Genomic DNA, 24,335 nt, shown 5'->3' on the forward strand with positions numbered 1-24,335 from the left:
GCCATGACGCACGAACGCGAGATCACCGCACCCGTCGACCTCTGCCGGCCCGACGGGCGGCTCAACCCGGACGCGGTCGGCTGGACCCGCCGCCCCCTGCACCGGGCCAACCTGCGGGGCTGGGGGCGGACCAAGCGCTGGGAGTACTGGGGCGTCGTCACCCCGGCCCACGTGATCGGGGTCGTCGTGTCGTCGCTGGACTACGCCGGCGTGCACAGCCTCTACGTGCTCGACCGCGCCACCGGCGAGGAGGTCGTCGCCGAGGCGGTGGTGCCGCTGGCCCGCGGGGTGGAGCTGCCCGAGCGCAGCGGCGTCGGCACCGTCACCGCGCGCGGGCCGGTGACCGTCGCCATCGACCAGCGCCCCGACGGCACCACCCTGCGCGCCGCCGCCGGCGACGTCGAGGTCGACCTGGCCATGCCGCTGCCCGCCGGCCACGAGTCGCTCGGGGTGGTCGTGCCGTGGGGCCAGCGGCGGTTCCAGTACACCGTCAAGGACGTCGGGCGACCCGTACGCGGCCGGCTGCGCGTCGGCGGCACGTGGCACGACGTCCCCGCCGACGGGTCGTTCGCCGTGCTCGACCACGGCCGGGGACGATGGCCGTACTCGGTCGCCTGGAACTGGGCGGCGGGCAGCGGGCCCGGCCGGGCCGTCCAGCTCGGCGGGACGTGGACCGACGGCACCGGCAGCACCGAGAACGGGCTGTTCGTCGCCGGCCGGCTGCACAAGATCGGCGACGAGCTGCGCTGGACGTACGACCGGTCCGACTGGCTGCGCCCGTGGCGGATCACCGGCGACCGGGTGGACGTGACGCTGCACCCCTTCCATGAGCGGGCCGCCCGCACCAACCTCGGCGTGGTGGCCAACGAGACGCACCAGTGCTTCGGGCACTTCACCGGCTGGGCGGCCACCGACGACGGCGAGCGGGTCGACCTCGACGGACTCGTCGGCTGGGCCGAGGAGGCCCGCAACCGCTGGTAGCCGCGCCGGGCGACGGCCTGCCGCCCGTCCGCGCCCGCGTCCCGTTCAGCGCAGCAGGCGCACCGCGCCCGGCACGGCGGTCACCGTCACCGGCAGGTCGAGGCAGCGCTCCCCGTCGGCGTAGGTGGTGATGCCCTCGGCGGCCAGCTCCACCGTGCGGGCCCGGTGGCTGCTCACCAGCGGATGCCGCACGTGGGTGCCCCGGTAGATGCGCGGCTTCACCCGGATCAGCGTGCGCCTGTCGAACCGGCCGCCGACCACCACGTCCAGCAGGCCGTCCGTCGGGTCCGCGTCGGGGCAGATCCGCATGCCGCCGCCGTAGCTGGCGCAGTTGCCGACCGCCACCAGCACCGCGTCGCGCTCCAGTGGCTCGCCGTCGAGCCGCAGGGTGTAGCGGCGCGGGCGCAGCCGGGCCAGCTCCACCAGGATCGCCAGGTCGTAACGGCGGGGGCCACGCGGGCGGCGCATCCGGTTGGCCCGCTCGTTGACGATCGCGTCGAAGCCGGCGGCGAGCACCGCCCCGTACCACCGGGTGTCGCCGCCGGGGCCGGTCATCCGGGCCAGGTCCACCGGCCGGGTCCGGCCCTCGCGCAGCGCGGCGGCGACGGTCTCGACGGCGGCGATCGGGTCGGCGGGAAAGCCGGTGTCGGCGGCGAAGTCGTTGCCGGTGCCGGCCGGCACCGCAGCGAACGGCACCCCCGTGCCGGCCACCGCCTGCAGGCCCCGGTGCACCGTGCCGTCGCCGCCGACGGTGACCAGCGCGGCGGCCCCGTCGGCGACGGCGGCCCGGCACGCCGCCTCGGCCTGCGCGCCCGTGCCCGCCTCCAGCAGCCGCACCGGGCGGCCCGCCGTCGCCAGCCGGTCGAGCAGGCGCGGCAGCAGGCCCCGGTGCCGCCCGCGCCCGGCCGTGGGGTTGGCGAGCACGGCGACGGGACCGTCGGGGCGCGGCCCGGGGGCGGGGTGGTCGGCTGCGGTCACGGCGAGCACCGTACCGCCCGCCCGCACCGCCGTGGCACCGCCGACCGGCCCGCGCCGGACGGTCCCGACGCCGGTTGCGGGACTCGTCGCCGAAGCAATCTGCCGTCGCGTTGAACGACCGGCGGGCCAACCCCGTACGTTCCGGTGAAGGGAGCTGCCCCATGAAGCGCATGACCCCGCTGCTGACGCTGGTGACCGGAGCCGGAATGGCGGCCGTGCTGTTCGCGATGAGCGCGCAGGCGGCACCGACGGCCGCGCCGCCGAAGGCGGACGCCGCGCCCCCGGCCAGCGCCGCCGACGCGCCGCCGGCGCCGTCCGGGAGCCAACCGCCCGAGCTGTCCCCGGGTGCCTCGGCGCCCCCGTCGGCGGAACCCGGCGCGACGGACGTCCCGGCCGCCGGCACGCCCGAACAGAAGGTGGACGCGAGCTGGACCGGCCGCCTGAACAACGGCGCCAGCATCGCCATCACCTCCCGCGACGGCGCCGCCGAGGCGTACGTGTGCGACGGCAAGGACATGGAGCTGTGGCTGCGCGGCACGGCCGCCGACGGAAAGCTCGCCCTCGACGGCAAGAACGCGAAGCTCACCGGGACGTTCGACGGCTCCGAGGCGACCGGCAAGCTGACCATCGGCGGCGAGACGACCACGTTCACCGCGAAGGCCACGGCGGGAACCGCCCCCGTGGTCTACCGGGCGACCCCGCAGCTACGGGACGCCGGGGTCGACGGCGGCTGGATCCTGCGGCCCGACGGCACCCAGATCGGCGTGCTCACCTGGAACGGCCGGCCGATCCCGGCCCCGCCGCTGGACCCCGCGTTCGGCACCACGATCGTCGAGGGGCTGACCGTCACCGCCCGGCCGGTGATCCCCGCGCCGGAGCCCGGCCGGTGACCAGCGGCGACTGGCGCGCCGGCACGGACGTCGCCCCGGCCGGCGACGACTGGGACAGCGGCACGAAGGCCCCGCCCCGCGTCGACTGGGACACCCCGCCCGAGGTCGACGTGTGGGGCGGCGACGCGGACAGCGCGCCCCGGGCCGCCGCCTGGGACGGCGGGAACGCCGGCCCGCGCGCCGGCGGGTGGATCGGCGACAGCGGTGACGCGCCGCGCGCCGGCAGGCCGGGCCGTGGCAGCGACGACCTGCCCCGCGCCGGGGCGTGGGGCGACGGCCCGGACACCGGGCCCGAGGTCGACGTGTGGGGCACCGGGACGGGTGCCCGCCCCGGTGGCGACCGGTGGGACGCCGGCCGCAAGAAGGCGCGGCCCGAGGTCGACACCTGGCCCACCGGCCGCGCCGGCGGGCCGGACGCCGACCGGTCCCGCGACGACCGGGGCCCCGGCGACGACGATCGGGGCCTGCGGGTGCTGCCCGACCCCGCCGCGTTCGCGGCGCGGCTCGCCGCCGAGACCGAGCCGGCCCGCACGGCCTCGCTGCTGCTGCCGGTGCTCGCCGGCGCGGCGGTCGCCGTGGCCACCGGCGTCTACGCGAAACTGCACCAGCCCACCGGCATCGCCGTCAACGTCGCCGGCTTCACCGGGCCGATGCAGGTGAAGGTGTGGCTGGGCAGCGGCGCGATGGCCCTCGCCGTGGTGCAGGTGCTGTCGGCGCTGGCGATGTGGGGGCGGCTCGGCGGCTTCCGCCCCTCCTGGGCGGGCGTCGCCCACCGCTGGTCCGGCCGGCTGGCGTTCCTGCTCGCCGTACCCGTGGCCGTGCACTGCCTGTACGCCCTCGGCTTCGCCGCCTACGACCTGCGCACCCTGGCGCACTCCCTGTTCGGCTGCTTCTTCTTCGGCGTGTTCACCACGAAGATGCTGGCCCTGCCGAAGCCGGGGCTGGCCGGCTGGGTGCTGCCCGTCACCGGCGGGGCGGTCTTCGTCGCCCTCACGGCGATCTGGCTGACCTCGTCGCTGTGGTACTTCACCACCTTCGGGGTCACCCGGTGACGGCACCGGGCACCGCCCGCAGGCCGCCGGCCACATCGGCCGCGCCCCGCAGGGCGGCACCGACCACGGGCCGCCCGTCGACGCCGACCGCAGCGAGGAGGACCACCCGATGACCGAGGAGCACCGGCCCTGCCCGTCCCGCCGGGCCGTCCTGTGCGCCACCGGGGCGGCGGGCGTCACCGCCCTGCTGGCCGGCTGCCAGACGTACGGGCAGCCCGTCGCCGCGCCGGTGGCGGCCGACCCGCCCGGCGGCGACGTGCCGGCCAGCGGTGACCCGGTGGCCGAGCCCGCCGGCAGCGGCGACCCGGCCGACGCCGACGCCCCCGGCGAGGCTCCCGACGACGCCCCCGCCGGCGGGCAGGCGGCGGCGCTGGCCGCCGTGGCCGACCTGCCCGTCGGCGGCGGTCGGATCCTCGCCGACCGGGGCGTGGTGCTGACCCGGCCGACGCAGGAGACCGTCAAGGCGTACTCCGCCACCTGCACCCACGCCGGCTGCACCGTCACCCGCGTCGACGGCGGCACCATCGTCTGCGGCTGCCACAACAGCAAATTCGACATCGCCGACGGGTCGGTGCGCGGCGGCCCGGCCGGCTCGCCGCTGCCGCCGGTCGCGGTGTCGGTGCGCGACGGCCAGGTCCTGCTCGCCTGACGGCGGCGCCCCACGACTCCACCGCCGGCCCGACGGGCCGCGCCCCCGGCACGACGAAGGCCCGCCCCGAACCTTTCTCGGGGCGGGCCTTCGCGTCGTCTGCCTCGTCAGGTCATGTCGTCGTAGCGGCGGTCGATCGGCGCCGGCGCGGCCACCGGCTCCGGAGCCCCGATCGGGGCCGAGGCCTCGATCCGCTGGCTCGGCGGCACCCGGTCGTCGTTGAGCTCCAACGGCGACACCTCGTCGTCGGCGATGCCGGCGTAGATCTCCTTGCCCCGCCCGCGCCGCTTGTCGTTGAGGAACGCGACACCCACGGCGACGAAGTAGAGCAGGCACAGCGCCGCCGCCAGCAGGGTCATGCCGAACGGCCCCGGGTCGGGCGTGGCGATCGCCGCGAAGGCGAACGAAATGAAGATCACCACACGCCACCAGCTGAGCAGCCGCTTCGCGCTGGCCACCCCGGTGAAGTTGAGCATCAGCAGGATCAGCGGGAACTCGAACGCCACCCCGAACAGCAGGATCATGTTGGTGACGAAGGAGATGTAGCGGGTGACCTCCAGCTGGGTGGACAGGCCCGTGACGCCCGACTCCATCAGGAACGCCAGGCCCTTGTCCACGACCAGGTAGGCCAGCAGCGCGCCGCCGGCGAACAGCGGCGCGGCGATGGAGACGAAGACGTAGGCCCACTTGCGCTCGTGCCGGTGCAGGCCGGGGGCGATGAACGCCCACAGTTGGTAGAGCCAGACCGGCGCGCCGATGATCAGGCCGATCCACAGCGCCAGCTTCAGCTTGAGGATGAAGCCGTCCGCCGGGGAGAGCTGGAGGAACTGCTGGCAGTTGCCGAGCGCGTCGGTGGCCCCCGGCAGCCGGCAGTAGGGCTGCTTGAGGAGGTCGAACGCCGGCTGGGCGAGCAGAAAGCCGCCGATCAGGCCCACGACGATCGCCAGCGACGCCCGGAACAGCCGGGAGCGCAGCTCCCGGATGTGGTCCATGAGCGTCATGGAACCGTCGGCGGCCTGCTCGAACTTGCTCGGTCCGCGTTTACGAAGGGCGAAGGCCACGGTGGTCGGGCCCCTCGGTCAGTGGTCGCGGACGCGCTGCACCGGGTCGATGACCGGCTGCTGCGGAGCCTGCGGCGGGGCGTACGGCTGCTGCTGCGGCTGCGCGTACGACTGCTGGGGCTGCGCGGCGTTCGGCGGCAGCGGCTGGTAGCCGGCCTGGGCGTCGGCCTTCTCGGCCAGATCGCGGTCGTCGTCGTGCAGGCTCTTCGTCTCGGCCTTGATGATCCGCAGCGAACGGCCCAGCGAGCGGGCCGCGTCGGGGAGCCGCTTCGCGCCGAAGAGCAGGATCATCACGACCACGAGTACGGCGATGTGCCACGGCTTGAGGGCACCCATGGGAAGCTCCAGTCGCTCTGTGTCGTCGTGGGGGTGTTTCCGGAGCCCATCGTACGTCCGTCGAGGGCCGTTGCCACCCGCCGGACGCTGGTGGTTTCGACCGGCCGGTGAAGTGTTGACCAACTCCGCGCGTCCCGTCAACCATTCGAACCGGGATCCCACCTGCGGGTACCCGCCCCGCGCCGACCAGCGGGGACAGGGCGCAGCGGCCCGGGTCGATCTAGTGGCCGCGCTTCGCCTTGATCACGGCCAGGCGGCGCTGGGTGAGCTCCACCTGCCCCTGCATCGCCTCCGCGCGCGCCTGCAACGCCTCGGCCGACACCCGCAGCGCCTCCGCCTCCGCCTGGCGGCCCTGCAACGCCATCGCCGCCCGCCGCAGCCGGGGCAGCCGGGTCAGCACCGGCCGCACGGCCAACGCCAGCACCACGAACGCGAACAGCACCACCGCGACCACGATCCACTTCACCACGGCGGCCAGCCTACCGGGGCGACGCGGCCCCCGCCGGAGCACCCGACGGCGCGCCGTCCGGGCTGGCGTACGCCTCCAGCGCGGCGACCGCCTGCGCCCGCACCTGCTCGGCCAGCTCCGCCGGGGCGACCACGGCCACCCCCGGGCCCAGCCCCAGCACGAACCGGCGGGCCCAGCCCAGGTCGGTCACCCGCAGCGACACCAGCCACTGGTCGCCGTCGCCGCGCTCGACCCGCTCGCACGGATAGTATTCCGTGATCCACCGCTCGCCCCGGCCGATCCGCAACGTGATCAACGGCAGGTCCGGCGACGGCCGGAACACCCCCTCGGTGAGGTCGTGCGGGCGGGCCTGCGGCGGCGCCGCCGCCGGCTCGTCGAGCTCGACGACCGCGTCGATCCGGTCGGCCCGGAACAGCCGGACCTCCTCCGCGCGGCGGCACCACGCCTCCACGTACGCCCGGCCGCCCACCATCAGCATCCGCAGCGGGTCGATGACCCGCTCGGTCGTCTCGTCCCGGGCCGGCGTGTAGTAGGTGATCCGCAGCGCCCGGCCCCGCCCCACGGCCGCCCGCAGCTGCTCCACCCGCCGGCCGTCCGCCTGCAGGCGCACCTCCACCGGGGCGCCGACCAGGTCGCCCGCCGCGTTCTCGATCTTCGCGAGGGCCCGCTCCACCGCCTCCCGGTTGGCCACCCCCGGCGTCTCGGCGAGCATCCGCAGCGCCACCACCAGCGCCAGCGCCTCGTCGGGGGTCAACCGCAGCGGCCGGTCGATGCCCGCGTCGTAGGTGATGGTCACCCGGTCGCCGTCGAACGCCATGTCGATCAGGTCACCCGGGCCGTAACCGGGCAGCCCGCACACCCACAGCAGCTCCAGGTCCTCCCGGAGCTGCCGCTCGGTCACCCCCAGGTCACCGGCCGCCTCGGCGATCTCGATGCCCGGCCGGGCCAGCAGGTAGGGCACCAGGTTGAGCAGCCGGGCCAGCCGGTCGGCCGACGCCCGGTTGCCGGCGGCGCGCAGGCCGGTCGGGCGGGCGGCGGGACGGGTCGCCGGGCGGGTCATCGGGCACCTCCGGTCACGGTCAGCTCGTCGTGCCGGGCGGCGATCTCCTTGAGCCGCTGGATCACCGCCTCGCGCACCTCCGGCGGGTCGAGCACCCGCACGTCCGGGCCGTACCCCACCAGCTTGGCGGCCAGGGACTCCGCGTCGGCGTACGGCAGGACCAGCCGGTCCCCCGTGGGCCCGGAGCCGCTGTCGACCGCCCAGCGGCGCAGACCCGCCGCGCGGCCCGGACGGACCAGGACCGTCGCCCGGCCCGTGCGCTCCACCGGCCCCGACCAGCGCGCCACGTGGCTGATCAGATCCTGCCCCGGCGGCGGCTCGTAGCCGCCCGGGGCCCCGACCACCCGGACCGCGCCCACCACCCGCGACAGGCGGAAACAGCGGGTCGCCGCCCGGTCCAGGTCGTGCCCCACCACATACCACCGGCCCCGCCAGCAGACCACGCCCCACGGCTGGACCCGGCGGCGGGTCGGATCGTCGCGGTCGGGCACGCGGTAGTCGAAGCTCACCTCGCGGCGGTCCCGGGCGGCGGCCGTCAACGGCGCGAACGCCGGGTCGACCGTCACCATCGGCTCCAGGCCCAGGGTCGCCTGCGGGTCCACGTCCACCCCGGCGGCCCGCAGCTTCGCCAGCCCCGACGACGCGGCGGCCGCCAGCCCCGCGTGCTGCCACAACCGGGCCGCGATGCCGACCGCCGCCGCCTCGTCCGGCTCCAGCGGGATGTCCGGCAACGCGTATTCCCGGTGGGCGATCCGGTAGCCCGGCTCCGAGTCGAAGACGCTCGCCGTCCCCGTCTCCAGCGGCACCCCCAGCTCACGCAGCTCCGCCTTGTCCCGCTCGAACTTGCGCTGGAACGCTTCGTGATCCTTCGCGTCGTCCGGATCGTGCTCGTAACCGGGCACGGTCGCGGCGATCTGCGCGGCGGTCAGGAACCGTCGCGTCGACAACAGGCAGATCACCAGGTTGACCAGGCGTTCGGTGCGGGTCCGCGACACGTGTGCACGCTAGCAGCCCGCGCCGCGCGGGCGCGCACCCAATCCGGGCGCGTCGCGGCAACGCCACAACACTCACCCTGGGTGACCACAAGGGCACCGCAGCGGGCCGCGCCCGGCGGCCATAGGGTGACCCCATGCCCGAAGCGGACGTCAAGACCGAGAGCGTGGGCACCGTCGTCGTGGCCGGCGCGGCGAACCTCGCCATCGCCGTGGCCAAGCTCGTCGCCGGGCTGATCTCCGGCTCCGCGGCGATGCTCTCCGAGGCCGCGCACTCCGTCGCCGACACCACCACCGAGGCGCTGCTCTACCTCGCGCTGCGCCGCGGCGCACGACCCGCCGACGTCCGCCACCCCTTCGGGTACGGCAAGGAGAGCTATGTCTGGGCGTTCCTCGCCGCGCTGTTCACCTTCGTCGCCGGGGCCGGCTTCGCCATCACCCACGGCGTCACCACCATCCTCGTGCACGAACACAGCGGCGACTACCTCGTCGCGTACGTCGTGCTGGCCGTGTCGTTCGCCGTCGAGTCGGTCTCCCTGGCCCGGGCGACCCGGCAGATCCGCGCCGAGTCGCGCCGCTGGAACACCACGCCGAGACGGTTCCTGAAGCTCACCGCCGACACCACCGTCAAGGCCGTCTTCCTGGAGGACAGCGCCGCCCTGATCGGCCTGCTGCTCGCCGCCGTCGGCCTCGGCCTGTCCCACCTCACCGGCGACGAGCTCTACGACGGCCTCGCCTCCATCGCCATCGGCCTGCTGCTGCTGGTCGTCGCGATCACCCTCGCCAAGGCCAACATCTCGCTGCTCGTCGGGCGCTCCGTGCCCGAGCGGCTGCGCCACGAGATCGCGGCGGAACTCGACGGGCTGCCCGCCGTCGAACGCATCGACACCCTGCTCACCATGCAGCTCGGCCCCGAGGACATGCTGGTCGCCGCCAAGGTCGACTTCCGCGACGACGCCACCGGCGCCGACATCGAGGCCGCCGCCGACGAGGCCGAGCGCCGCCTCACCGCCCGCTACCCCGAGATCGGGTACGTCTTCCTCGACCCCACCCCGTCGCGCCCCGAGACCCGCAACCGGCGCACCCGGCACATCCAGGACGAGCCGCCACGCTGACCCCGCCCCCGCGCCCCGCCCCCGGCAACCGCTAGCGTGCACCGCATGGTGCGATGGCGGGCGGGAACCGTGACGGCGCTACGGCGCGAGTGGACCGGCGCGATCGAACTCGACGTCACACTCGCCGACGGCGCCACCATGCGGGCCCTGGCCTACCCGCACCTCGTCGGCCGCCCCGCCCCCGGCGACCGGGTGCTGCTCAACGCCGGGGCGCTGCTCATGGGCCTCGGCACCGGCGGATACGCCCTCGTCGTGGCCCTGCCCGACCGGCTGCCGCCCGACCCGCCGCAGGCCGGCGACACCCGCGACGCCGGGCACCTCGTCAAGGCCCGCTACACGCCCCTGCAACCCATCCTGCTCGGCGTCGACGAGGAGGCCAGCCCGCACCACGCGACGCTCGCCGCCGCCGAGGACGTCGCCGGCCTGCCCGTCGTCACCGCCGACCTGCACTCCGCCCTGCCCGCCATCCTCGCCGGCATCCACGCCGACGCCCCCGCCGCCCGCGTCGCCTACCTGCTCACCGACGGCGGCGCGCTGCCCGCCTGGTTCTCCCGCGCCCTCGACGGGCTGCGCGGCCGGCTCGCCGGCACGATCAGCGTCGGGCAGGCGTTCGGCGGCGACCTGGAAGCCACCACCGTGCACAGCGGCCTGCTCGCCGCCCGGCACGTGCTCGACGCCGACGTGGTCATCTGCGCCCAGGGCCCCGGCAACCTCGGCACCGGCACCCGGTGGGGCTACTCCGGCGTCGCCGTCGGCGAGGCCGTCAACGCCGTCGCCGCCCTCGGCGGGAAACCCGTCGGCTCCCTGCGCATCTCCGACGCCGACCCCCGCCCCCGGCACCGGGGCGTGTCCCACCACAGCCTCACCGCGTACGGCCGCGTCGCCCTCGCCCCCGCCGACCTCGTCGTGCCCGCCGGCCTGCCCGCCGCCCTGGCCGGCGACGTCGACGCCGCGCTCGCCCCCCTCACCGGGCGGCACCGCATCGTCCGGGTCCCCACCGACGGGCTCGACGCCGCGCTGCGCGCCAGCCCCGTGCCCCTGTCCACCATGGGCCGCGGCCTCGACGCCGACCACGCCTACTTCCTCGCCGCCGCAGCCGCCGGCCGGCACGCCGCCGCCCTCGCCCGCTGATTCGCCGTCGTCCCGGCTGCGGCCGGGCGGCGCGGCAGCCGGGCGCGGCTGCGGCCGGGCGGCGCGGGAGACCTCAGGCCAGGAAGATCAATGCCAGCCAGCCGCCGACGAGCACCACCAGCGCCACGGCCAACACCCACGTCGGCACCGTGTACTCGCCGCGCCGGTTCCGCTCCACCTCCGCGCGGATCTTCTCCCGGCGGCGGTCGATCCAGTTCAACTTCTCGGCGCCGCGCTCGCGCCCCGGAGGTTCAGACATCATGGCAGCGCCAGCCTACCCGGGCGGCCCCCTCCCGCCGCGACCAGCGCCGCACGAGGGGGCCCACCGGATCACATGCTGGCGATCAACCGCTCCACCCGCTCGTCGTACGCCCGGAACGGGTCCTTGCACAGCACGGTGCGCTGCGCCTGGTCGTTGAGCTTCAGGTGCACCCAGTCGACCGTGAAGTCACGCCGCTTCTCCTGCGCGTGCCGGATGAACTCCCCCCGCAGCCGCGCCCGCGTCGTCTGCGGCGGCGTCTCCTTCGCCTCGAAGATCTCCGGATCCGTCGCCACCCGGTCCACCTCCCCACGCCGCTCCAGCAGCCCGTACAGGCCCCGCCCGCGCCGCAGGTCGTGATACGCCAGGTCCATCTGCGCCACCCGGGGATGCGACAACGGCAGGTCGTGCTTGCGCTGGTACCGCTCGATCAGCCGCAGCTTCGACACCCAGTCGATCTCCCGCGACACCGGCTCCAGGTCACCGGTCTCCACCGCCCGCAGCACCCGGCCCCACAGCTCCACCACCCGCTTGGCCGTCTGGTCCCCGCCCCGGCGCTCCACGAACTCCGTCGCCTTCGCCAGGTATTCCTGCTGGATCTCCAGCGCGCTGACCTCCTTGCCGGAGGCCAACCGCACCTTCCGCCGACCCGTGATGTCGTGCGACACCTCGCGGATCGCCCGGATCGGGTTCTCCAGCGACAGGTCCCGCATCACCACCCCCGCCTCGATCATCCGCAGCACGATGTCCGCGGAGCCGACCTTCAGCAGCGTGGTGACCTCGTTCATGTTCGAGTCACCCACGATGACGTGCAGCCGCCGGTACCGCTCCGCGTCCGCGTGCGGCTCGTCCCGGGTGTTGATGATCGGCCGACTCCGGGTCGTCGCCGACGACACCCCCTCCCAGATGTGCTCCGCCCGCTGCGACAGGCAGTAGACCGCACCCCGGGGCGTCTGCAGCACCTTGCCCGCCCCGCAGATCAACTGCCGGGTCACCAGGAACGGAATCAGCACGTCCGCCAGCCGGCCGAACTCGCCGTGCCGGGAGACCAGGTAGTTCTCGTGGCAGCCGTACGAGTTCCCCGCCGAGTCCGTGTTGTTCTTGAACAGGTAGATCTCACCCGCGATGCCCTCGTCGTGCAGCCGCTTCTCCGCGTCGACGAGCAGCCCCTCCAGGATCCGCTCCCCCGCCCGGTCGTGGGCCACCAGGTCCACCACGGAGTCGCACTCCGGCGTCGCGTACTCCGGGTGGGACCCCACGTCCAGGTAGAGCCGGGCGCCGTTGCGCAGGAACACGTTGCTCGACCGGCCCCACGACACCACCCGACGGAACAGGTACCGCGCGACCTCGTCGGGGGACAGCCGCCGCTGCCCACGGTAGGTGCAGGTGACGCCGTACTCGGTCTCAAGGCCGAAGATTCGCCGCTCCATGAGTTGACATTAGTCCTCTCCGGCCCCGAATGGGCAGGGCTGACCACCCGGACACACACGACCGGCCACCCATCTGGGTGGCCGGCCAGGTGATCACTGTCGTCGAACGGTCACGCCCGGGCGTGTCGGACCCGCGCTACCCCTCCAGGTCCGCCGAGCCCGCCGACGTCGTCGGCTTCCCCGCCTCCTGCGTCGGCGTCGCCGGAGTCTCCGGACGCTCCTCGGTCGCCGGCTCCGTCGACTCCTCCGCCCCGGCGTCCAGCAGCGCGGTCAGGGCCGCGCCGGTGATCCGCCGGAACGTCCGGCCCTTACGGTGCCGGTCCAGGACCGCCACCTCCAACTGGTTCGCCGCGATCGTCCGCGCCGCGCCGCCCTCACCGCCGACGCTGCCCAACGCCGCCACGGCCACCCGGACCGCCTCGCCGAGCGACATGTCCGGCCGGTGCTGCGACTTGAGCACACCGGAGATCGCCTCGGCCTGCCCACCCATCGCCATCCGGCCCGGCTCGTCGTTGACCGAACCGTCGTAGGTCAACCGGTAGAGCGCGTCGGCCTCCGGCGTCGCGCCCACCTCCGCCACGCAGATCTCCACCTCGAACGGCTTCGACTGCTCGGTGAAGATGGCGCCGAGGGTCTGCGCGTACGCGTTGGCCAACGCCAGACCCGTCACGTCCCGCCGGTCGTAGCTCAGGCCGTTCAGGTCGGCCATCCGGACCCCGGCGCGACGCAGATTCTCGAACTCGTTGTACCGGCCCACGGCGGCGAAGCCGATCCGGTCGTAGATCTCACTGACCTTGTGCAGGGTGCTGGAGAGGTTCTCCGCGACGAAGAGCACCCCGCCGGAGTAGCTCACGACCACCGCGCTGCGGCCCCGGGCGATGCCCTTGCGGGCCAGCTCGGAACGGTCGCGCATGATCTGCTCGGGCGAGGCGTAGAACTGCATGGCCACGGCGGCGGTTCTCCTTTGGGCGCTGTGCTGACGACGACTGCTGACTGGGGCGGAGGCGGGGCTCAGCCGCCCGGGTTCTCCATCCGGCCGGCCACCACGGCCTCGGCGATCGCGGCCGTCTCGGCGTCGGTGAGCCGGTGCGTGCCCTCCGCCGTCGCCGTCATCACCACCGGGTAGATCCGGCGGGTCAGGTCCGGGCCGCCGGTGGCCGTGTCGTCGTCGGCCGCGTCGTAGAGCGCCTCCACCGCGAGCCGCACCGCGTCGTCGACCGGCAGGCCCGCCCGGAACCGCTTCTTCAACGCCGACCGCGCGAAGATCGAACCGGAGCCGATCGCGTCGTAGCCGGTCTCCTCGTAGGGGCCGCCGGTGACGTCGAAGCTGAAGATCCGCCCGGCCCGCGCCGGGTCGGCGGCGGCCAGGTCGAACCCGGCGAACAGCGGGATCACCGCGAGGCCCTGCATGGCCGCGCCCAGGTTGCCCCGGATCATCGACGCCAGCCGGTTGGCCTTGCCGTCGAGCGAGAGCATCGCGCCCTCGATCTTCTCGTAGTGCTCCAGCTCCACCTGGAACAGTCGCATCAGCTCGATGCCGATGCCCGCGGTGCCCGCGATGCCGACCAGCGAGTACGCGTCGGCCGGGTGCACCTTCTCGATGTCCCGCTGGGCGATCAGGTTGCCCATGGTGGCCCGCCGGTCGCCCGCCATCACCACGCCACCGGCGGCCGAGATGGCCACGATGGTGGTCGCGTGCGGCGCCAGGTCGGCGGCCATGCCGGGCGGCAACGGCCGACGGCCGGGCAGCATCTCGGGGGCCACCCTGCTCAGGAAAGACGTGAAGGACGACGTCCCCGCGTTGGTGAACGCATCTGGTAGACGCCCGGATGGATCAAAGCCCGCTGCCACGTGGTTCCTCTCAGGTACGTGATCGCCCTGGCCAGTCTCGTAGGACTGTCACGGAACTGGCCAAGACCGCCGTTGCAGTTGAAGCAGAGTATCCCGCGCACCCAGCCGGTGCGATGATCGTGGTCCAGATGTTGCGGGTCCGCGCCACCACAGATCGCGCAGACCCCGCCCTGCTCGGCTAGGAGCTCGTCGAACTCCTTCTGCCCCACCCCGTAGCGCTGGCGCAGGTGGTATTCGCGGTTGCCGCCGTAGAGCCGCTGCTTGGTCTCCCGAGTGCGGGTGTTGTGACAGGGCTTGCAGTAACTGGCGTAGCCGGTGCTGTCGGACCTGTTCCGAGGGAAGTCCGTTACTGGCTTGGCGGTGCCGCAGTCCGGGCAGAAGCGGTGCCCGTCGGGCACTTGTGGCGACTGCTTGACCTCCCGACCGCGAGTTTCCTTGAGCCGCTTCGCGTAGCTTGCGCGCGAGCGGACGTTGAAGCACGCCTTGCAGTAGCTGCCGCGACCGGAAGGACGCTTGCTGCTCGCGCAGAACTCTTCGAGCGCCTTCCATACGCCGCAGTCGCGGCAGCGGCGCAACCCATCTCGATCGTCAAGCGATAGAGGCATGTCCGTTTTTCCCCACTATGCCCTACTGACCTCCCTTCTGTACGTATCCCCTCACGAACTCTTCTGCGTTCTCCTCCAGGACGGAGTCGATCTCGTCGAGCAGGTCGTCGACGTCCTCGGTGATCTCGGCGTGCCGCTCGGCGACCTCCGGGTTCGCCTCGGTGGTGACGTCCTCGATCTCCTCGCCCTGCCGGGCCTTGCCCGACTGCGACTGCCCGCCGCTGTCACGAGTGGCCATTGCTGCCTCCTCCACGATCGTCTCCGATGAACTTACCTCGCGGAGGCGACGAAAAGCCCGCCGCGCGCCGGCTTGGCGCGGGGCGGGCTTTCGGGCCCTCGGCAGGGTCAGCCGCCGGTCAGCGTCTCCAGCAGGTCCTTCGCGCTGACGCACCGGTCGAACAGCGCGCCGACGTGCTTTCGGGTGCCCCGCTCCGGCTCCATCATCGGCACCCGCACCAGCGACTCCCGGCCCACGTCGAAGATCACCGAGTCCCAGCTCGCGGCGACCACCTCGGAGGCGTACTGGGCCAGGCAGCGGCCCCGGAAGTAGGCCCGGGTGTCCTCCGGCGGCTCGGTCATCGCCGTGCGGGTCTGCTCGTCGGTCAGCAGCGTCTTCATCGACCCGCGCTGCACGAGCCGGTGGTAGAGGCCCTTCTCCGGCCGCACGTCGGAGTACTGGAGGTCGACCAGTTGGAGCTTGTGCGAGCCCCAGCCGAGCTTCTCCCGCTCCCGGTAGCCCTCCAGCACCCGCAGCTTCGCCACCCAGTCCAGCTCGTCGGCGCATTCGAACGCGTCGCGGCCGAGCCGGTCGAGGACGCTCTCCCAGCGGTCGAGCACGTCGGCGGTCTGCTCGTCGACGTCGGCGCCGTACCGGTCGTCCACGAAGGAGCTGACCCGCTCGAAGTAGGCCCACTGCACGTCCAGGGCGGTCAGCCGCCGCCCGTCGCGCAGCCGCATCAGGTGCTTGAGCGACGGGTCGTGGCTGACGGCGCGCAGCTCGCCCACCGGGTCGGCGATGCCCAGGTCCGGCCCGAGCGCCTTCTCCTCGATCATGGTGAGGATCAGGGCGGTGGTGCCGACCTTGAGGTACGTGGAGATCTCCGACAGGTTGGCGTCGCCGATGATGACGTGCAGCCGGCGGTACTTGTCGGCGTCGGCGTGCGGCTCGTCGCGGGTGTTGATGATGGGCCGCTTGAGCGTCGTCTCCAGGCCGACCTCGACCTCGAAGAAGTCGGCGCGCTGGGAGATCTGGAAGCCGCTGGCGCCGCCGTCCTGGCCGATGCCGACGCGGCCGGCGCCGCAGACGATCTGGCGGGTGACGAAGAACGGCGTCAGGTACGCGACGATGTCGGCGAACGGCGTCTGCCGGCGCATCAGGTAGTTCTCGTGGGCGCCGTAGCTGGCGCCCTTGTTGTCGGTGTTGTTCTTGTAGAGGTGGATGGGCTGGGTGCCCGGGATGGTGGCGGCCCGGCGGGCCGCCTCGGCCATCACCCGTTCGCCGGCCTTGTCCCACTTCACCACGTCGAGGGGGTTGGTGACCTCGGGGGTGGAGTATTCGGGGTGGGCGTGGTCGACGTAGAGGCGGGCGCCGTTGGTGAGTATGACGTTGGCCAGCCCGAGGTCCTCGTCGGCGAGCGCCTCGGCGGGGTCGTACGCGGCGCCGGAGTAGGTGAAGCCGCGGGCGTCGCGCAGCGGCGACTCCTCTTCGTAGTCCCAGCGGGCCCGGCCGCCCCGGTTGAGTTCGGGGCGCGCCCCGTAGGCGTTGACCACCTGGGAGGAGGTGACCATCGGGTTGGCCCCCGCCTGGCCGGGCACGGAGATGCCGTACTCGACCTCGGTGCCCATGATCCGTCTTACGCTCATCAACCTACCCGCTTCGCTCGCCGACCCGGTCCCCCGTCACGTCGAGCGTAGTCCGCGCCGCGCGGTGCGGGGGTGCGGCGGGCGGCCACGTCGGGGCGGTGTCGTGCCGGGCACGGGTACGCGACGGGGCCCGCGACGTCGCTGTCGCGGGCCCCGGGGCGTGTCGTCGGGGGTTTACAGGTATTGGCCGGTGTTGCTGGCGGTCTCGATCGACCGGCCGGCCTCGGTGCCCTTGCCGCCGGAGACGAGCGTGCGGATGTAGACGATCCGTTCGCCCTTCTTGCCGGAGATGCGGGCCCAGTCGTCGGGGTTGGTGGTGTTGGGCAGGTCCTCGTTCTCGCGGAACTCGTCGACGCAGGCGTCGAGGAGGTGCTGCAGGCGCAGGCCCTTGCGGCCGGAGGTGAGGAACTCCTTGATCGCCATCTTCTTGCCCCGGTCGACGATGTTCTGGATCATCGCGCCGGAGTTGAAGTCCTTGAAGTAGAGGACTTCCTTGTCGCCGTTGGCGTAGGTGACCTCGAGGAAGCGGTTCTCCTCGGTCTCGGAGTACATCCGCAGGACCACCGCGTCGATCATGGCGGCGACGGTGGCCTGGGCGTCGCCGCCGTGTTCGGCCAGGTCGTCCGGGTGCAGCGGCAGCCCGGCGAGGATGTACTTGGAGAAGATGTCCTTGGCCGCCTCGGCGTCCGGCCGCTCGATCTTGATCTTCACGTCGAGCCGGCCGGGGCGCAGGATGGCCGGGTCGATCATGTCCTCCCGGTTGGAGGCGCCGATGACGATGACGTTCTCCAGCCCCTCCACGCCGTCGATCTCGCTGAGCAGCTGGGGGACGATCGTGTTCTCCACGTCGGAGGAGACGCCGGAGCCGCGGGTGCGGAAGATGGAGTCCATCTCGTCGAAGAACACGATCACGGGCGTGCCCTCGCCGGCCTTCTCCCGGGCCCGCTGGAAGATCAACCGGATGTGCCGCTCGGTCTCGCCGACGTACTTGTTGAGCAGCTCCGGGCCCTTGATGTTGAGGAAGAAGCTGGTGTGCCTCTCCTTGCCGAGCCGCTCGGCGATCTTCTTGGCCAGCGAGTTCGCCACCGCCTTGGCGATGAGCGTCTTGCCGCAGCCGGGCGGGCCGTAGAGCAGGATGCCCTTGGGCGGGCGGAGCTGGTGCTCACGGAACAGGTCCGCGTGCAGGAAGGGCAGCTCCACCGCGTCGCGGATCTGCTCGATCTGCGACTGGAGGCCACCGATGTCGGTGTAGTCGACGTCGGGCACCTCCTCCAGGACGAGCTCCTCGACCTCGCTCTTCGGGATCCGCTCGTACGCGTACGCCGAGCGGGGCTCGATCATGAGCGAGTCGCCGGCCCGGATCGGCGAGCCGATCAGGGTCTCGGCGAGGTGCACGATGCGCTCCTCGTCGGAGTGCGAGACCACCAGCGCCCGGTCGCCCGGAGCGCCGTCGGGACCCGCGAGGATCTCCTTGAGCATCACCACCTCGCCGACCCGCTCGAACCCGAACGCGTCGACGATGTTGAGCGCGTCGTTGAGCAGGACCTCCTGGCCACGTCGCAGCTCCGCGACGTCCAGCGAGGGAGAGACGGCCACCCGGAGCTTGCGCCCCCCGGTGAACACGTCCACCGTGCCGTCCTCGTGCGCTGCCAGGAAGACACCGTAGCCACTCGGCGGTTGCGCGAGGCGGTCGATCTCCTCCTTGAGCGTCACGATCTGCGCTCGGGCCTCCTTGAGAGTGCTCACGAGCCGTTCGTTGTTCTCGGTCAGCCGCGCCAACTGTGCCTGGGTGGCCGCCAGCCGCTCTTCGAGCTGCCGGACGTGTCGGGGGCTTTCGGTCAACTTGCGCCGCACCAGAGCGAGTTCCTCTTGAAGGAACGCGACCTGCGTGGAGAGATCGTGGGCCTCCTTCTCCCACCGTGCGGCGCGCGAGTCCGCGTCGTCGCTGCGTGCCACGTCCCACCTCCCCGGGGGGCTTGAACGTTCTGCCCTAACACTAGCCGCTATGAGGCCGATTCGGTCCCACGCAACGCCCTCGTCACTGAACCTTGATCGCCAGGGTGGCCGCAGGGGCAGGTCGGAGCGTTCGGGTACCGTCGTGTCGTGGGACGGGAGAACATGGGGGTACGCCGGTGAGCGAGGTCGCGACCGACCAGTTGCAGGTCTGGGTTGACCAGGACCTCTGCACGGGTGACGGCCTGTGCGTGCAGTACGCGCCGGAGGTCTTCGAGTTCGACGTCGACGGGCTGGCCTACGTCAAGGGCCCCGACGGCGAGTTGCAGCTCGCCCCGGGCAGCCGGGTGGGGGTGCCCGAGCACCTGCGCCTCGAGGTGATCGACTCGGCGAAGGAGTGCCCGGGCGAGTGCATCCACGTGGTGCGGGGCGACGGCGTCGAGGTCGCCGGCCCGGCCGCCGAGGACGACTGAGCCCGGCCGCCGCGGCGACCGACCGCCGACCGGGCACCCGCCGGGCCGCCCCGGCGGGACGACCCTGGCGGTGGCGCCCGACGGGCCGGGCTCAGAGCAGCGGGCGGCCCACCACGGCGGCGACCGTCCGGGCGAACTCCTCCAGCCGGGCGATCTGCCCGGCCCCGCCGTCGTCGAGGGTCTTGCCGAAGCGCAGCGCGTCGTGCCGCGGCACCCCGCCGATCTCGTCGCCGGGCGGCGCCTCGTCGAGCGAGGTGAGCAGCAGGTAGACGTCGATGCTGTCGACCCGGATCCGGCCGTCGTCGGTGCGGGTGAGCCGCCGCCGGCAGCCGACCTCGGTGACGGTGGAGACCGGCACCACCCGCAGCGACGAGGTCATCGACCCGGGCGGCCCCTCCCCCGGCGGCACGTCCTCGCCGTGCCAGAGCACGAGGCGGCTGCCGTCGCAGACCACCACCTCCTGCCACACCCCGTTGACCTCGTTGACGAACCGTTCGAGGGTGAAGCCGAGCACGGAGGCGCCGCGCAGCACCCCGCCCAGGGCCTCCAGGGCGACGTCCGGGTCCCGCAGGTAGGCCCGCGCCGCCGATTCGAGGTCGGGGTAGGGCGACCAGTCGGGGAACACCGCCGGCACGTCCTGACCGCCGAAGCCCGGTTGGCTCATCCGGCCACCCCACGCTCCTCCGCCGTGTCGGGCAGCGCCCCGGCGGCCTGGGCGGCGGCGGCCTGCCGGGCCTCGGCGGCCGCGCGCAGCGCCTGCTTGCGTTCGGCGTACGCCTCGGCGCCCTTGCTGGGCTTGCGCCGCCGGGGCGGGGCGGTGACGCCGGGGGCGAGCCGGCGGGCGGAGACGAGGAACGCGGTGTGCGCGATCATCCGGTGGTCGGGACGCACGGCCAGCCCCTCGGCGTGCCAGTCGCGCACCAGGGACTCCCAGGCGCGCGGCTCGGTCCAGCCGCCGCGCTCGCGCAGCGCCTCGACCAGCTCCGAGAGCTGGGGCGTGGTGGCGACGTAGCCGATGAACACCCCGCCGGGCACGAGCGCCCGCTCGACCATGTCGAGGGCCTCCCAGGGGGTGAGCATGTCCAGGATGATCCGGTCGAAGCCGGTCTCCGCGCACGCGGCGACGTCGCCGACGTGCAGGCGCCACGCCGGGTGCGGGCCGTGGAAGAACGCCTCGACGTTGCGGCGGGCGATCTGGGCGAAGTCGTCGCGCAGCTCGTAGGAGTGCAGTTCGCCGGTGGTGCCGACGGCCCGCAGGAGGGAGCAGCTCAGCGCGCCGGAGCCGGCGCCGGCCTCGAGGACCTTCGCGCCGGGGAAGATGTCGCCCATGGCGACGATCTGCGCCGAGTCCTTCGGGTAGATCACCTGGGCGCCGCGCGGCATGGACAGGACGTAGTCCGACAACAGCGGACGCAGCGCGAGGAACGCGGTGCCGCCGCCGGAGGTGGTGACCACGCTGCCGTCGGGCAGCCCGACGAGCGCGTCGTGGGCGAGGATCCCGCGGTGGGTGTGGAACTCCTTGCCGGGTTCCAGGGTGACCGTGTGCATCCGCCCCTTCGGGTCGGTCAGCTGCACCCGGTCGCCGGGGCGGAAGGGCCCCCTGGCGTGGCGGAGGCCCGGCGCGTCGCTGCCGTGGGCCGCCGGCACGGGCGGCGACGCCGGGCTGTCGGCGGACGCCGGCGCGTCGGGGTCGGCCGGGAGGGTGGGGGGATGTGCGGTCACGTGTTCATCTTCCGTTTGGGTTCCAGGAGCTGCGCCAGGTCCGCGATGTGCAGAACGCCGACGACATCTTCGCCTGCCGTCACGACGTACTGTGCGCCCGGGTGGGTCCGCACGGCCTCCATCACCCGTTCCCCGTCGAGGCCCGCCGGCAGGACGGGCAGCCCGGCCAGGGCGCGGGCGACGGCGTCGACGGCGATCCAGGGCCGGCGGGCCGGCGGCACGGCGTCGGCGGCGACGGGGTCGACGAGCGCGACCGGCCGGCCCGCGCCGTCGGTGACGGCGAGCGCGGCGTCGGGGCGGTCGCCCTCGGCGCGGCGGCGCTGCGCCTCGGCCAGCGGCGTGCCGGTGGGCACGGCGAGGACGGGGCGGGCCAGCCGGCGCAGGTCGATCAGCGGGAACCGGCGGCTGATCCGGGCCAGCCGGATGGACTGCCCCGCCCCGCGCCACAGGGTGACCGCGACGAGCAGCATCAGCGGCAGGGCCAGGGGCGCCAGCAGCCCGGTGACGGTCAGCGCGAGCGTCGCCGCGACGGTGCCGACGGCGACGGCCCGGCCGACCCAGCCGGCGACCTCGGTGCCGGTGTGCCGGTCGCGGGTGAACGCCCACACCGCGGCTCGCAGGGCCCGTCCGCCGTCGAGCGGCAGCCCGGGCAGCAGGTTGAACAGCGCGACGATGACGTTGCTGACCGCGAGCTGGAAGGCGAGCTGGTTGGTCAGGGTGCCGTCGGGCAGCGCCAGGGTCGCGGCGACGGCGGCGACGCCGAGCACCGCGGAGACGGCCGGGCCGGCCAGCGACACCAGCAGGTCGACGCGGGGGCTGGGGGCGTCGCGGTCCATCTCCGTGTAGCCGCCGAGCAGTTCCAGGGTGATGCCCCGCACGCCGATGCCGTGGCGGCGGGCGGTGAGGGCGTGGCCGAGCTCGTGCAGCAGCACCGAGCCGAGCAGCGACACGACGAACCCGACGCCGATCAGGTACGCGCCGAGCTGGGAGAGGTCGAGCTGGCGGCGGGCGAACTCGGCGTAGGTCACGGTGACCAGCAGGGCCAGCAGCAGCATCGACCCGTTGAGGTGCAGCGGCACGCCGAGGACCCGGCCGACGGTGAGGCCGGTGCGGGTGGGACGGCGCGGCGGTCGGTCGCTCTGCGGCTGCTCCATCGCCCCGATGCTACGGACCCGACGCCGACGGCGACCCGGCGGAGCGGCGCGGCGGGCTTGTCGGACCGGTGGCCTAACCTTCCGGGCATGACGGCGGAACCGGTGATCGACCAGCAGCAGGCGCGGGCCACGGCGGAGGTGCCGGCGACGGTCCGGGCGTCGCTGTCGCCGTCGCGGGCGGCCGACTTCAAGACGTGTCCGCTGCTCTACCGCTTCCGCAGCATCGACCGGCTGCCCGAGCGGCCGAGCGTGGAGCAGGCCCGGGGCACGCTGGTGCACGCGGTGCTGGAGCGGCTGTTCGACCTGCCGGCGGCGGGCCGCACCCCGGAGGCGGCCGGTGACCTGGTGGCCCCGCAGTGGGACCGGCTGGTCGCCGAGCAGCCGGAGCTGGCCGCCCTGTTCGACGCCGCCGATCCCGACGGCACGGCCGAGTTCCTGCGGTCGGCGTCCGGGCTGCTGGGGGGCTACTTCGCGGTGGAGGACCCGCGCCGGTTGGAGCCGGCCGAGCGGGAGGCGTTGATCTCGGCCGTGGTCGACGACGAGCTGCTGATCCGGGGCTATCTGGACCGCCTGGACGTGGCCCCCGACGGGGCGCTGCGGGTGGTCGACTACAAGACCGGCGGCGCGCCCCGGGAGGCGTTCGAGGCGCGGGCGTTGTTCCAGCTCAAGTTCTACGCGTTGGTGCTGTGGCGCACGCGCGGGGTGGTGCCGCGGGTGCTGCGGCTGCTCTACCTCAAGGACGCGGAGGTCTGTGACTACACCCCCGACGCGGAGGAGCTGGCGCGGTTCGAGCGCACCGTGGTGGCGTTGTGGCAGGCGATCGAGACGGCGACGGCCCGGCAGGACTTCCGGCCGCGGCCGAGCCGGCTGTGCGACTGGTGCAACCACCAGGCGCTGTGCCCGAGCTTCGGCGGCACCCCGCCGCCGTTCCCGGCGGCGGCCGCCTCGGCGGACCCGCTGGTCGACGCCCGGTCCCGGCCCAGCCCGCCCGGCGCGGACGAGTGAGGCTCCTCCCTGAGGAGGAGGCCGGGTTCACCGTCGGCGACGACCGATCGCGTGCGGCGGCGGCTAGCGTTCCCCTATGACCGCAGGGTTGAGGGCGTGGCTGCGCGGCCGCCCGCTGGCCTCCGACGCGCTGCTCGCCGTCGCCGTGGTGCTGGTGGACGCCCTCTTCGTCCTGCTCACCCCGGTCGACTTCCGGCCCGGCCCGCTGCCGGCGGCGCTGGGCTGGAGCGTGCTGTGCGCCGCCCCGGTGGCGCTGCGCCGGGCCGCGCCGTGGCCGGCGGTGGCCGCCGCCGTGGCGACCCTGGCGGTGCCGGTGCTGTTCGGGCACGCCCCGAACACGCAGAGCCTCGCCTTCGTGGTGTTGACGTACACGATGGCGGCGCGCCACCGGGCCCGCCCGGCGGCGCTGGCCACCGTGGCGTTGTGGGTGCCGGTGGCGGCGGTCAACGTCTTCGACCCGGTCGACGACACGGTCTTCGAGGTGGGTGCGGCCTACCTGGTGCTCAACAACGTGCTCGTCGCCGTGGTGGCGTACGCGGTGGGCCGGGCGGTGCACGCCCGCCGCGCCTCCACCGAGGCGCTGCGGGAGCGGGCCCGGGTGGCCGAGCAGAACCAGCGGTCCCTGGCCGAGCAGGCGGTCGCCGACGAACGGCGGCGCATCGCCCGGGAGCTGCACGACGTGGTGGCCCACCACGTGAGCGTGATGGGGGTCCTCGCCACCGGGGCGCGGCGGGTGCTGCGCCGCGACCCGGACGCCGCCGACGAGGCGATCGCCACGATCGAGGACACCGGCCGGGCGACGCTGCGGGAGCTGCGCCGGCTGTTGGACGTGCTGCGCACCGACGCGGAGCCGGCGGCCGACCTGGCCCCGCAGCCGGGGCTGGCGGGCATCGGGCCGCTGGTGGAGCAGGTGCGCGAGGCGGGGCTGCCGGTGACGTTGCGGGTCGAGGGCGAGCCGGGGCCGTTGGAGGAGGGGGTGGCGTTGACGGTCTACCGGATCGTGCAGGAGGCGCTGACCAACGCCCTCAAGCACGCCGGGGAGGCGACGGCGGTGGTGCGGTTGACGTTCGGCGCGGCGTACCTGGCGGTGGAGGTCACCGACACCGGTCGGGGGCCGACGCCGGGCGCGGTCCGGATCGGGCACGGGCTGGTGGGCATGCGGGAGCGGGTCGGCCTCTACGGCGGGACGCTGCGCGCCGGGGCCCGGCCCGGCGGCGGCTACCGGGTGTACGCGAGGATTCCGGTGGAGCAGCTCGGGGCGGTGCCGGTGTGACCGGGCCGCGTCACGACCAGCCGGCCGGGCCGG

The 24,335-nt window shown here is 73.9% G+C and carries 26 protein-coding genes; 9 read left to right on the top strand and 17 right to left on the bottom strand.

All coding sequences use genetic code 11. The features are described 5' to 3' along the window. Window positions 1-3: 3 nt before the first annotated feature. A complete protein-coding gene (locus O7633_RS04445) occupies window positions 4-981 on the top strand; it encodes a DUF2804 domain-containing protein (RefSeq protein WP_282326204.1) in 978 nt (325 codons plus the stop codon). 45 nt (window positions 982-1,026) lie between these two features. Here O7633_RS04445 and O7633_RS04450 read toward each other — a convergent pair whose 3' ends face one another. Next, window positions 1,027-1,968, bottom strand: coding sequence for a diacylglycerol kinase family protein (locus O7633_RS04450; protein WP_282328466.1), 942 nt, complete (start codon window positions 1,966-1,968; stop codon window positions 1,027-1,029). A gap of 152 nt (window positions 1,969-2,120) precedes the next feature. Here O7633_RS04450 and O7633_RS04455 point away from each other — a divergent pair, with 152 nt between their 5' ends. The 3 genes from O7633_RS04455 (at window position 2,121) to O7633_RS04465 (ending at window position 4,550) form a co-directional block, all read left to right on the top strand. Further along, entirely contained in the window at window positions 2,121-2,849 is a 729-nt protein-coding gene (locus O7633_RS04455; protein ID WP_278135738.1) for a hypothetical protein, read from the top strand. A 539-nt stretch (window positions 2,850-3,388) separates the two neighbouring features. Continuing rightward, entirely contained in the window at window positions 3,389-3,901 is a 513-nt protein-coding gene (locus O7633_RS04460) for a DUF6529 family protein (protein WP_278136444.1), read from the top strand. A gap of 109 nt (window positions 3,902-4,010) precedes the next feature. After that, window positions 4,011-4,550 carry a Rieske (2Fe-2S) protein gene (locus O7633_RS04465; protein WP_282326206.1) on the top strand — a complete coding sequence of 180 codons (540 nt, stop codon included), beginning with the start codon at window positions 4,011-4,013 and terminating at the stop codon, window positions 4,548-4,550. 107 nt (window positions 4,551-4,657) lie between these two features. On the opposite strand, the gene tatC is transcribed toward O7633_RS04465, so the two are convergent. The 5 genes from tatC to O7633_RS04490 all read right to left on the bottom strand — a co-directional run bounded on the left by tatC (window position 4,658) and on the right by O7633_RS04490 (window position 8,471). After that, entirely contained in the window at window positions 4,658-5,611 is a 954-nt protein-coding gene (gene tatC, locus O7633_RS04470) for a twin-arginine translocase subunit TatC (RefSeq protein WP_282326208.1), read from the bottom strand. Between the two features lie 18 nt (window positions 5,612-5,629). Next, window positions 5,630-5,947 (bottom strand): Sec-independent protein translocase subunit TatA, encoded by a 318-nt coding sequence (tatA, locus tag O7633_RS04475; RefSeq protein WP_074477176.1) that lies wholly within the window; start codon window positions 5,945-5,947, stop codon window positions 5,630-5,632. 220 nt (window positions 5,948-6,167) lie between these two features. Beyond that, window positions 6,168-6,416: a hypothetical protein gene (locus O7633_RS04480; RefSeq protein ID WP_282326211.1), complete on the bottom strand. Its 249-nt coding sequence runs from the start codon at window positions 6,414-6,416 to the stop codon at window positions 6,168-6,170. Window positions 6,417-6,426: 10 nt separating this feature from the next. Next, a complete protein-coding gene (locus O7633_RS04485; RefSeq protein WP_282326214.1) occupies window positions 6,427-7,476 on the bottom strand; it encodes a YafY family protein in 1,050 nt (349 codons plus the stop codon). Continuing rightward, window positions 7,473-8,471 (bottom strand): WYL domain-containing protein, encoded by a 999-nt coding sequence (locus O7633_RS04490; RefSeq protein ID WP_074477174.1) that lies wholly within the window; start codon window positions 8,469-8,471, stop codon window positions 7,473-7,475. Before O7633_RS04490 ends, O7633_RS04485 begins: the two co-directional genes overlap by 4 nt. A gap of 134 nt (window positions 8,472-8,605) precedes the next feature. Between O7633_RS04490 and O7633_RS04495 the strand changes: the two genes are divergently transcribed. Next, the gene (locus tag O7633_RS04495; RefSeq protein ID WP_282326218.1) at window positions 8,606-9,583 is read left to right on the top strand and encodes a cation diffusion facilitator family transporter; all 978 of its coding nucleotides are present in this window, start codon (window positions 8,606-8,608) and stop codon (window positions 9,581-9,583) included. Window positions 9,584-9,628: 45 nt separating this feature from the next. After that, the gene (locus O7633_RS04500) at window positions 9,629-10,714 is read left to right on the top strand and encodes a DUF3866 family protein (RefSeq protein ID WP_282326219.1); all 1,086 of its coding nucleotides are present in this window, start codon (window positions 9,629-9,631) and stop codon (window positions 10,712-10,714) included. 73 nt (window positions 10,715-10,787) lie between these two features. On the opposite strand, the gene O7633_RS04505 is transcribed toward O7633_RS04500, so the two are convergent. The 8 genes from O7633_RS04505 to arc all read right to left on the bottom strand — a co-directional run bounded on the left by O7633_RS04505 (window position 10,788) and on the right by arc (window position 18,678). Continuing rightward, a complete protein-coding gene (locus O7633_RS04505; protein WP_178065175.1) occupies window positions 10,788-10,976 on the bottom strand; it encodes a hypothetical protein in 189 nt (62 codons plus the stop codon). A gap of 68 nt (window positions 10,977-11,044) precedes the next feature. Continuing rightward, the gene (gene pafA, locus O7633_RS04510) at window positions 11,045-12,403 is read right to left on the bottom strand and encodes a Pup--protein ligase (RefSeq protein ID WP_074477170.1); all 1,359 of its coding nucleotides are present in this window, start codon (window positions 12,401-12,403) and stop codon (window positions 11,045-11,047) included. Between the two features lie 136 nt (window positions 12,404-12,539). After that, window positions 12,540-13,352 (bottom strand): proteasome subunit alpha, encoded by an 813-nt coding sequence (prcA, locus tag O7633_RS04515; RefSeq protein ID WP_282326222.1) that lies wholly within the window; start codon window positions 13,350-13,352, stop codon window positions 12,540-12,542. A 62-nt stretch (window positions 13,353-13,414) separates the two neighbouring features. Beyond that, window positions 13,415-14,254 carry a proteasome subunit beta gene (gene prcB, locus O7633_RS04520; RefSeq protein ID WP_282326224.1) on the bottom strand — a complete coding sequence of 280 codons (840 nt, stop codon included), beginning with the start codon at window positions 14,252-14,254 and terminating at the stop codon, window positions 13,415-13,417. Then, entirely contained in the window at window positions 14,173-14,859 is a 687-nt protein-coding gene (locus tag O7633_RS04525; protein ID WP_282326226.1) for an endonuclease VII domain-containing protein, read from the bottom strand. Before O7633_RS04525 ends, prcB begins: the two co-directional genes overlap by 82 nt. Before the next feature lie 22 nt (window positions 14,860-14,881). After that, window positions 14,882-15,097 (bottom strand): ubiquitin-like protein Pup, encoded by a 216-nt coding sequence (locus O7633_RS04530; protein ID WP_074477166.1) that lies wholly within the window; start codon window positions 15,095-15,097, stop codon window positions 14,882-14,884. A gap of 107 nt (window positions 15,098-15,204) precedes the next feature. Then, window positions 15,205-16,722, bottom strand: a complete 1,518-nt coding sequence (dop, locus tag O7633_RS04535) for a depupylase/deamidase Dop (RefSeq protein ID WP_348776318.1) — start codon at window positions 16,720-16,722, stop codon at window positions 15,205-15,207. A 174-nt stretch (window positions 16,723-16,896) separates the two neighbouring features. Then, window positions 16,897-18,678 (bottom strand): proteasome ATPase, encoded by a 1,782-nt coding sequence (gene arc / locus O7633_RS04540; RefSeq protein WP_074477164.1) that lies wholly within the window; start codon window positions 18,676-18,678, stop codon window positions 16,897-16,899. 176 nt (window positions 18,679-18,854) lie between these two features. Here arc and O7633_RS04545 point away from each other — a divergent pair, with 176 nt between their 5' ends. Further along, window positions 18,855-19,148 (top strand): ferredoxin, encoded by a 294-nt coding sequence (locus O7633_RS04545; protein WP_282326234.1) that lies wholly within the window; start codon window positions 18,855-18,857, stop codon window positions 19,146-19,148. Window positions 19,149-19,239: 91 nt separating this feature from the next. Here O7633_RS04545 and O7633_RS04550 read toward each other — a convergent pair whose 3' ends face one another. The 3 genes from O7633_RS04550 to O7633_RS04560 form a co-directional block, all read right to left on the bottom strand. After that, window positions 19,240-19,812 carry a hypothetical protein gene (locus O7633_RS04550; protein ID WP_043968814.1) on the bottom strand — a complete coding sequence of 191 codons (573 nt, stop codon included), beginning with the start codon at window positions 19,810-19,812 and terminating at the stop codon, window positions 19,240-19,242. Then, window positions 19,809-20,795, bottom strand: a complete 987-nt coding sequence (locus O7633_RS04555; RefSeq protein WP_074477337.1) for a tRNA (adenine-N1)-methyltransferase — start codon at window positions 20,793-20,795, stop codon at window positions 19,809-19,811. Before O7633_RS04555 ends, O7633_RS04550 begins: the two co-directional genes overlap by 4 nt. A gap of 71 nt (window positions 20,796-20,866) precedes the next feature. After that, on the bottom strand, window positions 20,867-22,024 hold the full coding sequence (locus O7633_RS04560) for a site-2 protease family protein (RefSeq protein WP_282326237.1): 1,158 nt from the start codon (window positions 22,022-22,024) through the stop codon (window positions 20,867-20,869). 87 nt (window positions 22,025-22,111) lie between these two features. On the opposite strand from O7633_RS04560, the gene O7633_RS04565 reads away from it, so the two are divergent. Both O7633_RS04565 and O7633_RS04570 read left to right on the top strand, forming a co-directional pair. Next, complete coding sequence (locus tag O7633_RS04565) at window positions 22,112-23,029, top strand: PD-(D/E)XK nuclease family protein (protein WP_282326239.1); 918 nt, start codon at window positions 22,112-22,114, stop codon at window positions 23,027-23,029. 76 nt (window positions 23,030-23,105) lie between these two features. Further along, window positions 23,106-24,302, top strand: coding sequence for a sensor histidine kinase (locus O7633_RS04570; RefSeq protein WP_282326240.1), 1,197 nt, complete (start codon window positions 23,106-23,108; stop codon window positions 24,300-24,302). Window positions 24,303-24,335: the final 33 nt, after the last annotated feature.

It is taken from the genome of Micromonospora sp. WMMD712, from assembly GCF_029581295.1.
Classification (GTDB): domain Bacteria; phylum Actinomycetota; class Actinomycetes; order Mycobacteriales; family Micromonosporaceae; genus Micromonospora; species Micromonospora carbonacea.

Coding starts and splice junctions, on each gene's coding strand:
- O7633_RS04445 (WP_282326204.1), top strand. CDS start 4: ATGACGCACGAACGCGAGATCACCGCACCCGTCGACCTCTGCCGGCCC.
- O7633_RS04455 (WP_278135738.1), top strand. CDS start 2,121: ATGAAGCGCATGACCCCGCTGCTGACGCTGGTGACCGGAGCCGGAATG.
- O7633_RS04465 (WP_282326206.1), top strand. CDS start 4,011: ATGACCGAGGAGCACCGGCCCTGCCCGTCCCGCCGGGCCGTCCTGTGC.
- tatA (WP_074477176.1), bottom strand. CDS start 5,947: ATGGGTGCCCTCAAGCCGTGGCACATCGCCGTACTCGTGGTCGTGATG.
- O7633_RS04485 (WP_282326214.1), bottom strand. CDS start 7,476: ATGACCCGCCCGGCGACCCGTCCCGCCGCCCGCCCGACCGGCCTGCGC.
- O7633_RS04495 (WP_282326218.1), top strand. CDS start 8,606: ATGCCCGAAGCGGACGTCAAGACCGAGAGCGTGGGCACCGTCGTCGTG.
- O7633_RS04500 (WP_282326219.1), top strand. CDS start 9,629: ATGGTGCGATGGCGGGCGGGAACCGTGACGGCGCTACGGCGCGAGTGG.
- O7633_RS04505 (WP_178065175.1), bottom strand. CDS start 10,976: ATGATGTCTGAACCTCCGGGGCGCGAGCGCGGCGCCGAGAAGTTGAAC.
- pafA (WP_074477170.1), bottom strand. CDS start 12,403: ATGGAGCGGCGAATCTTCGGCCTTGAGACCGAGTACGGCGTCACCTGC.
- O7633_RS04525 (WP_282326226.1), bottom strand. CDS start 14,859: ATGCCTCTATCGCTTGACGATCGAGATGGGTTGCGCCGCTGCCGCGAC.
- O7633_RS04530 (WP_074477166.1), bottom strand. CDS start 15,097: ATGGCCACTCGTGACAGCGGCGGGCAGTCGCAGTCGGGCAAGGCCCGG.
- dop (WP_348776318.1), bottom strand. CDS start 16,722: ATGAGCGTAAGACGGATCATGGGCACCGAGGTCGAGTACGGCATCTCC.
- O7633_RS04550 (WP_043968814.1), bottom strand. CDS start 19,812: ATGAGCCAACCGGGCTTCGGCGGTCAGGACGTGCCGGCGGTGTTCCCC.
- O7633_RS04560 (WP_282326237.1), bottom strand. CDS start 22,024: ATGGAGCAGCCGCAGAGCGACCGACCGCCGCGCCGTCCCACCCGCACC.
- O7633_RS04565 (WP_282326239.1), top strand. CDS start 22,112: ATGACGGCGGAACCGGTGATCGACCAGCAGCAGGCGCGGGCCACGGCG.
- O7633_RS04570 (WP_282326240.1), top strand. CDS start 23,106: ATGACCGCAGGGTTGAGGGCGTGGCTGCGCGGCCGCCCGCTGGCCTCC.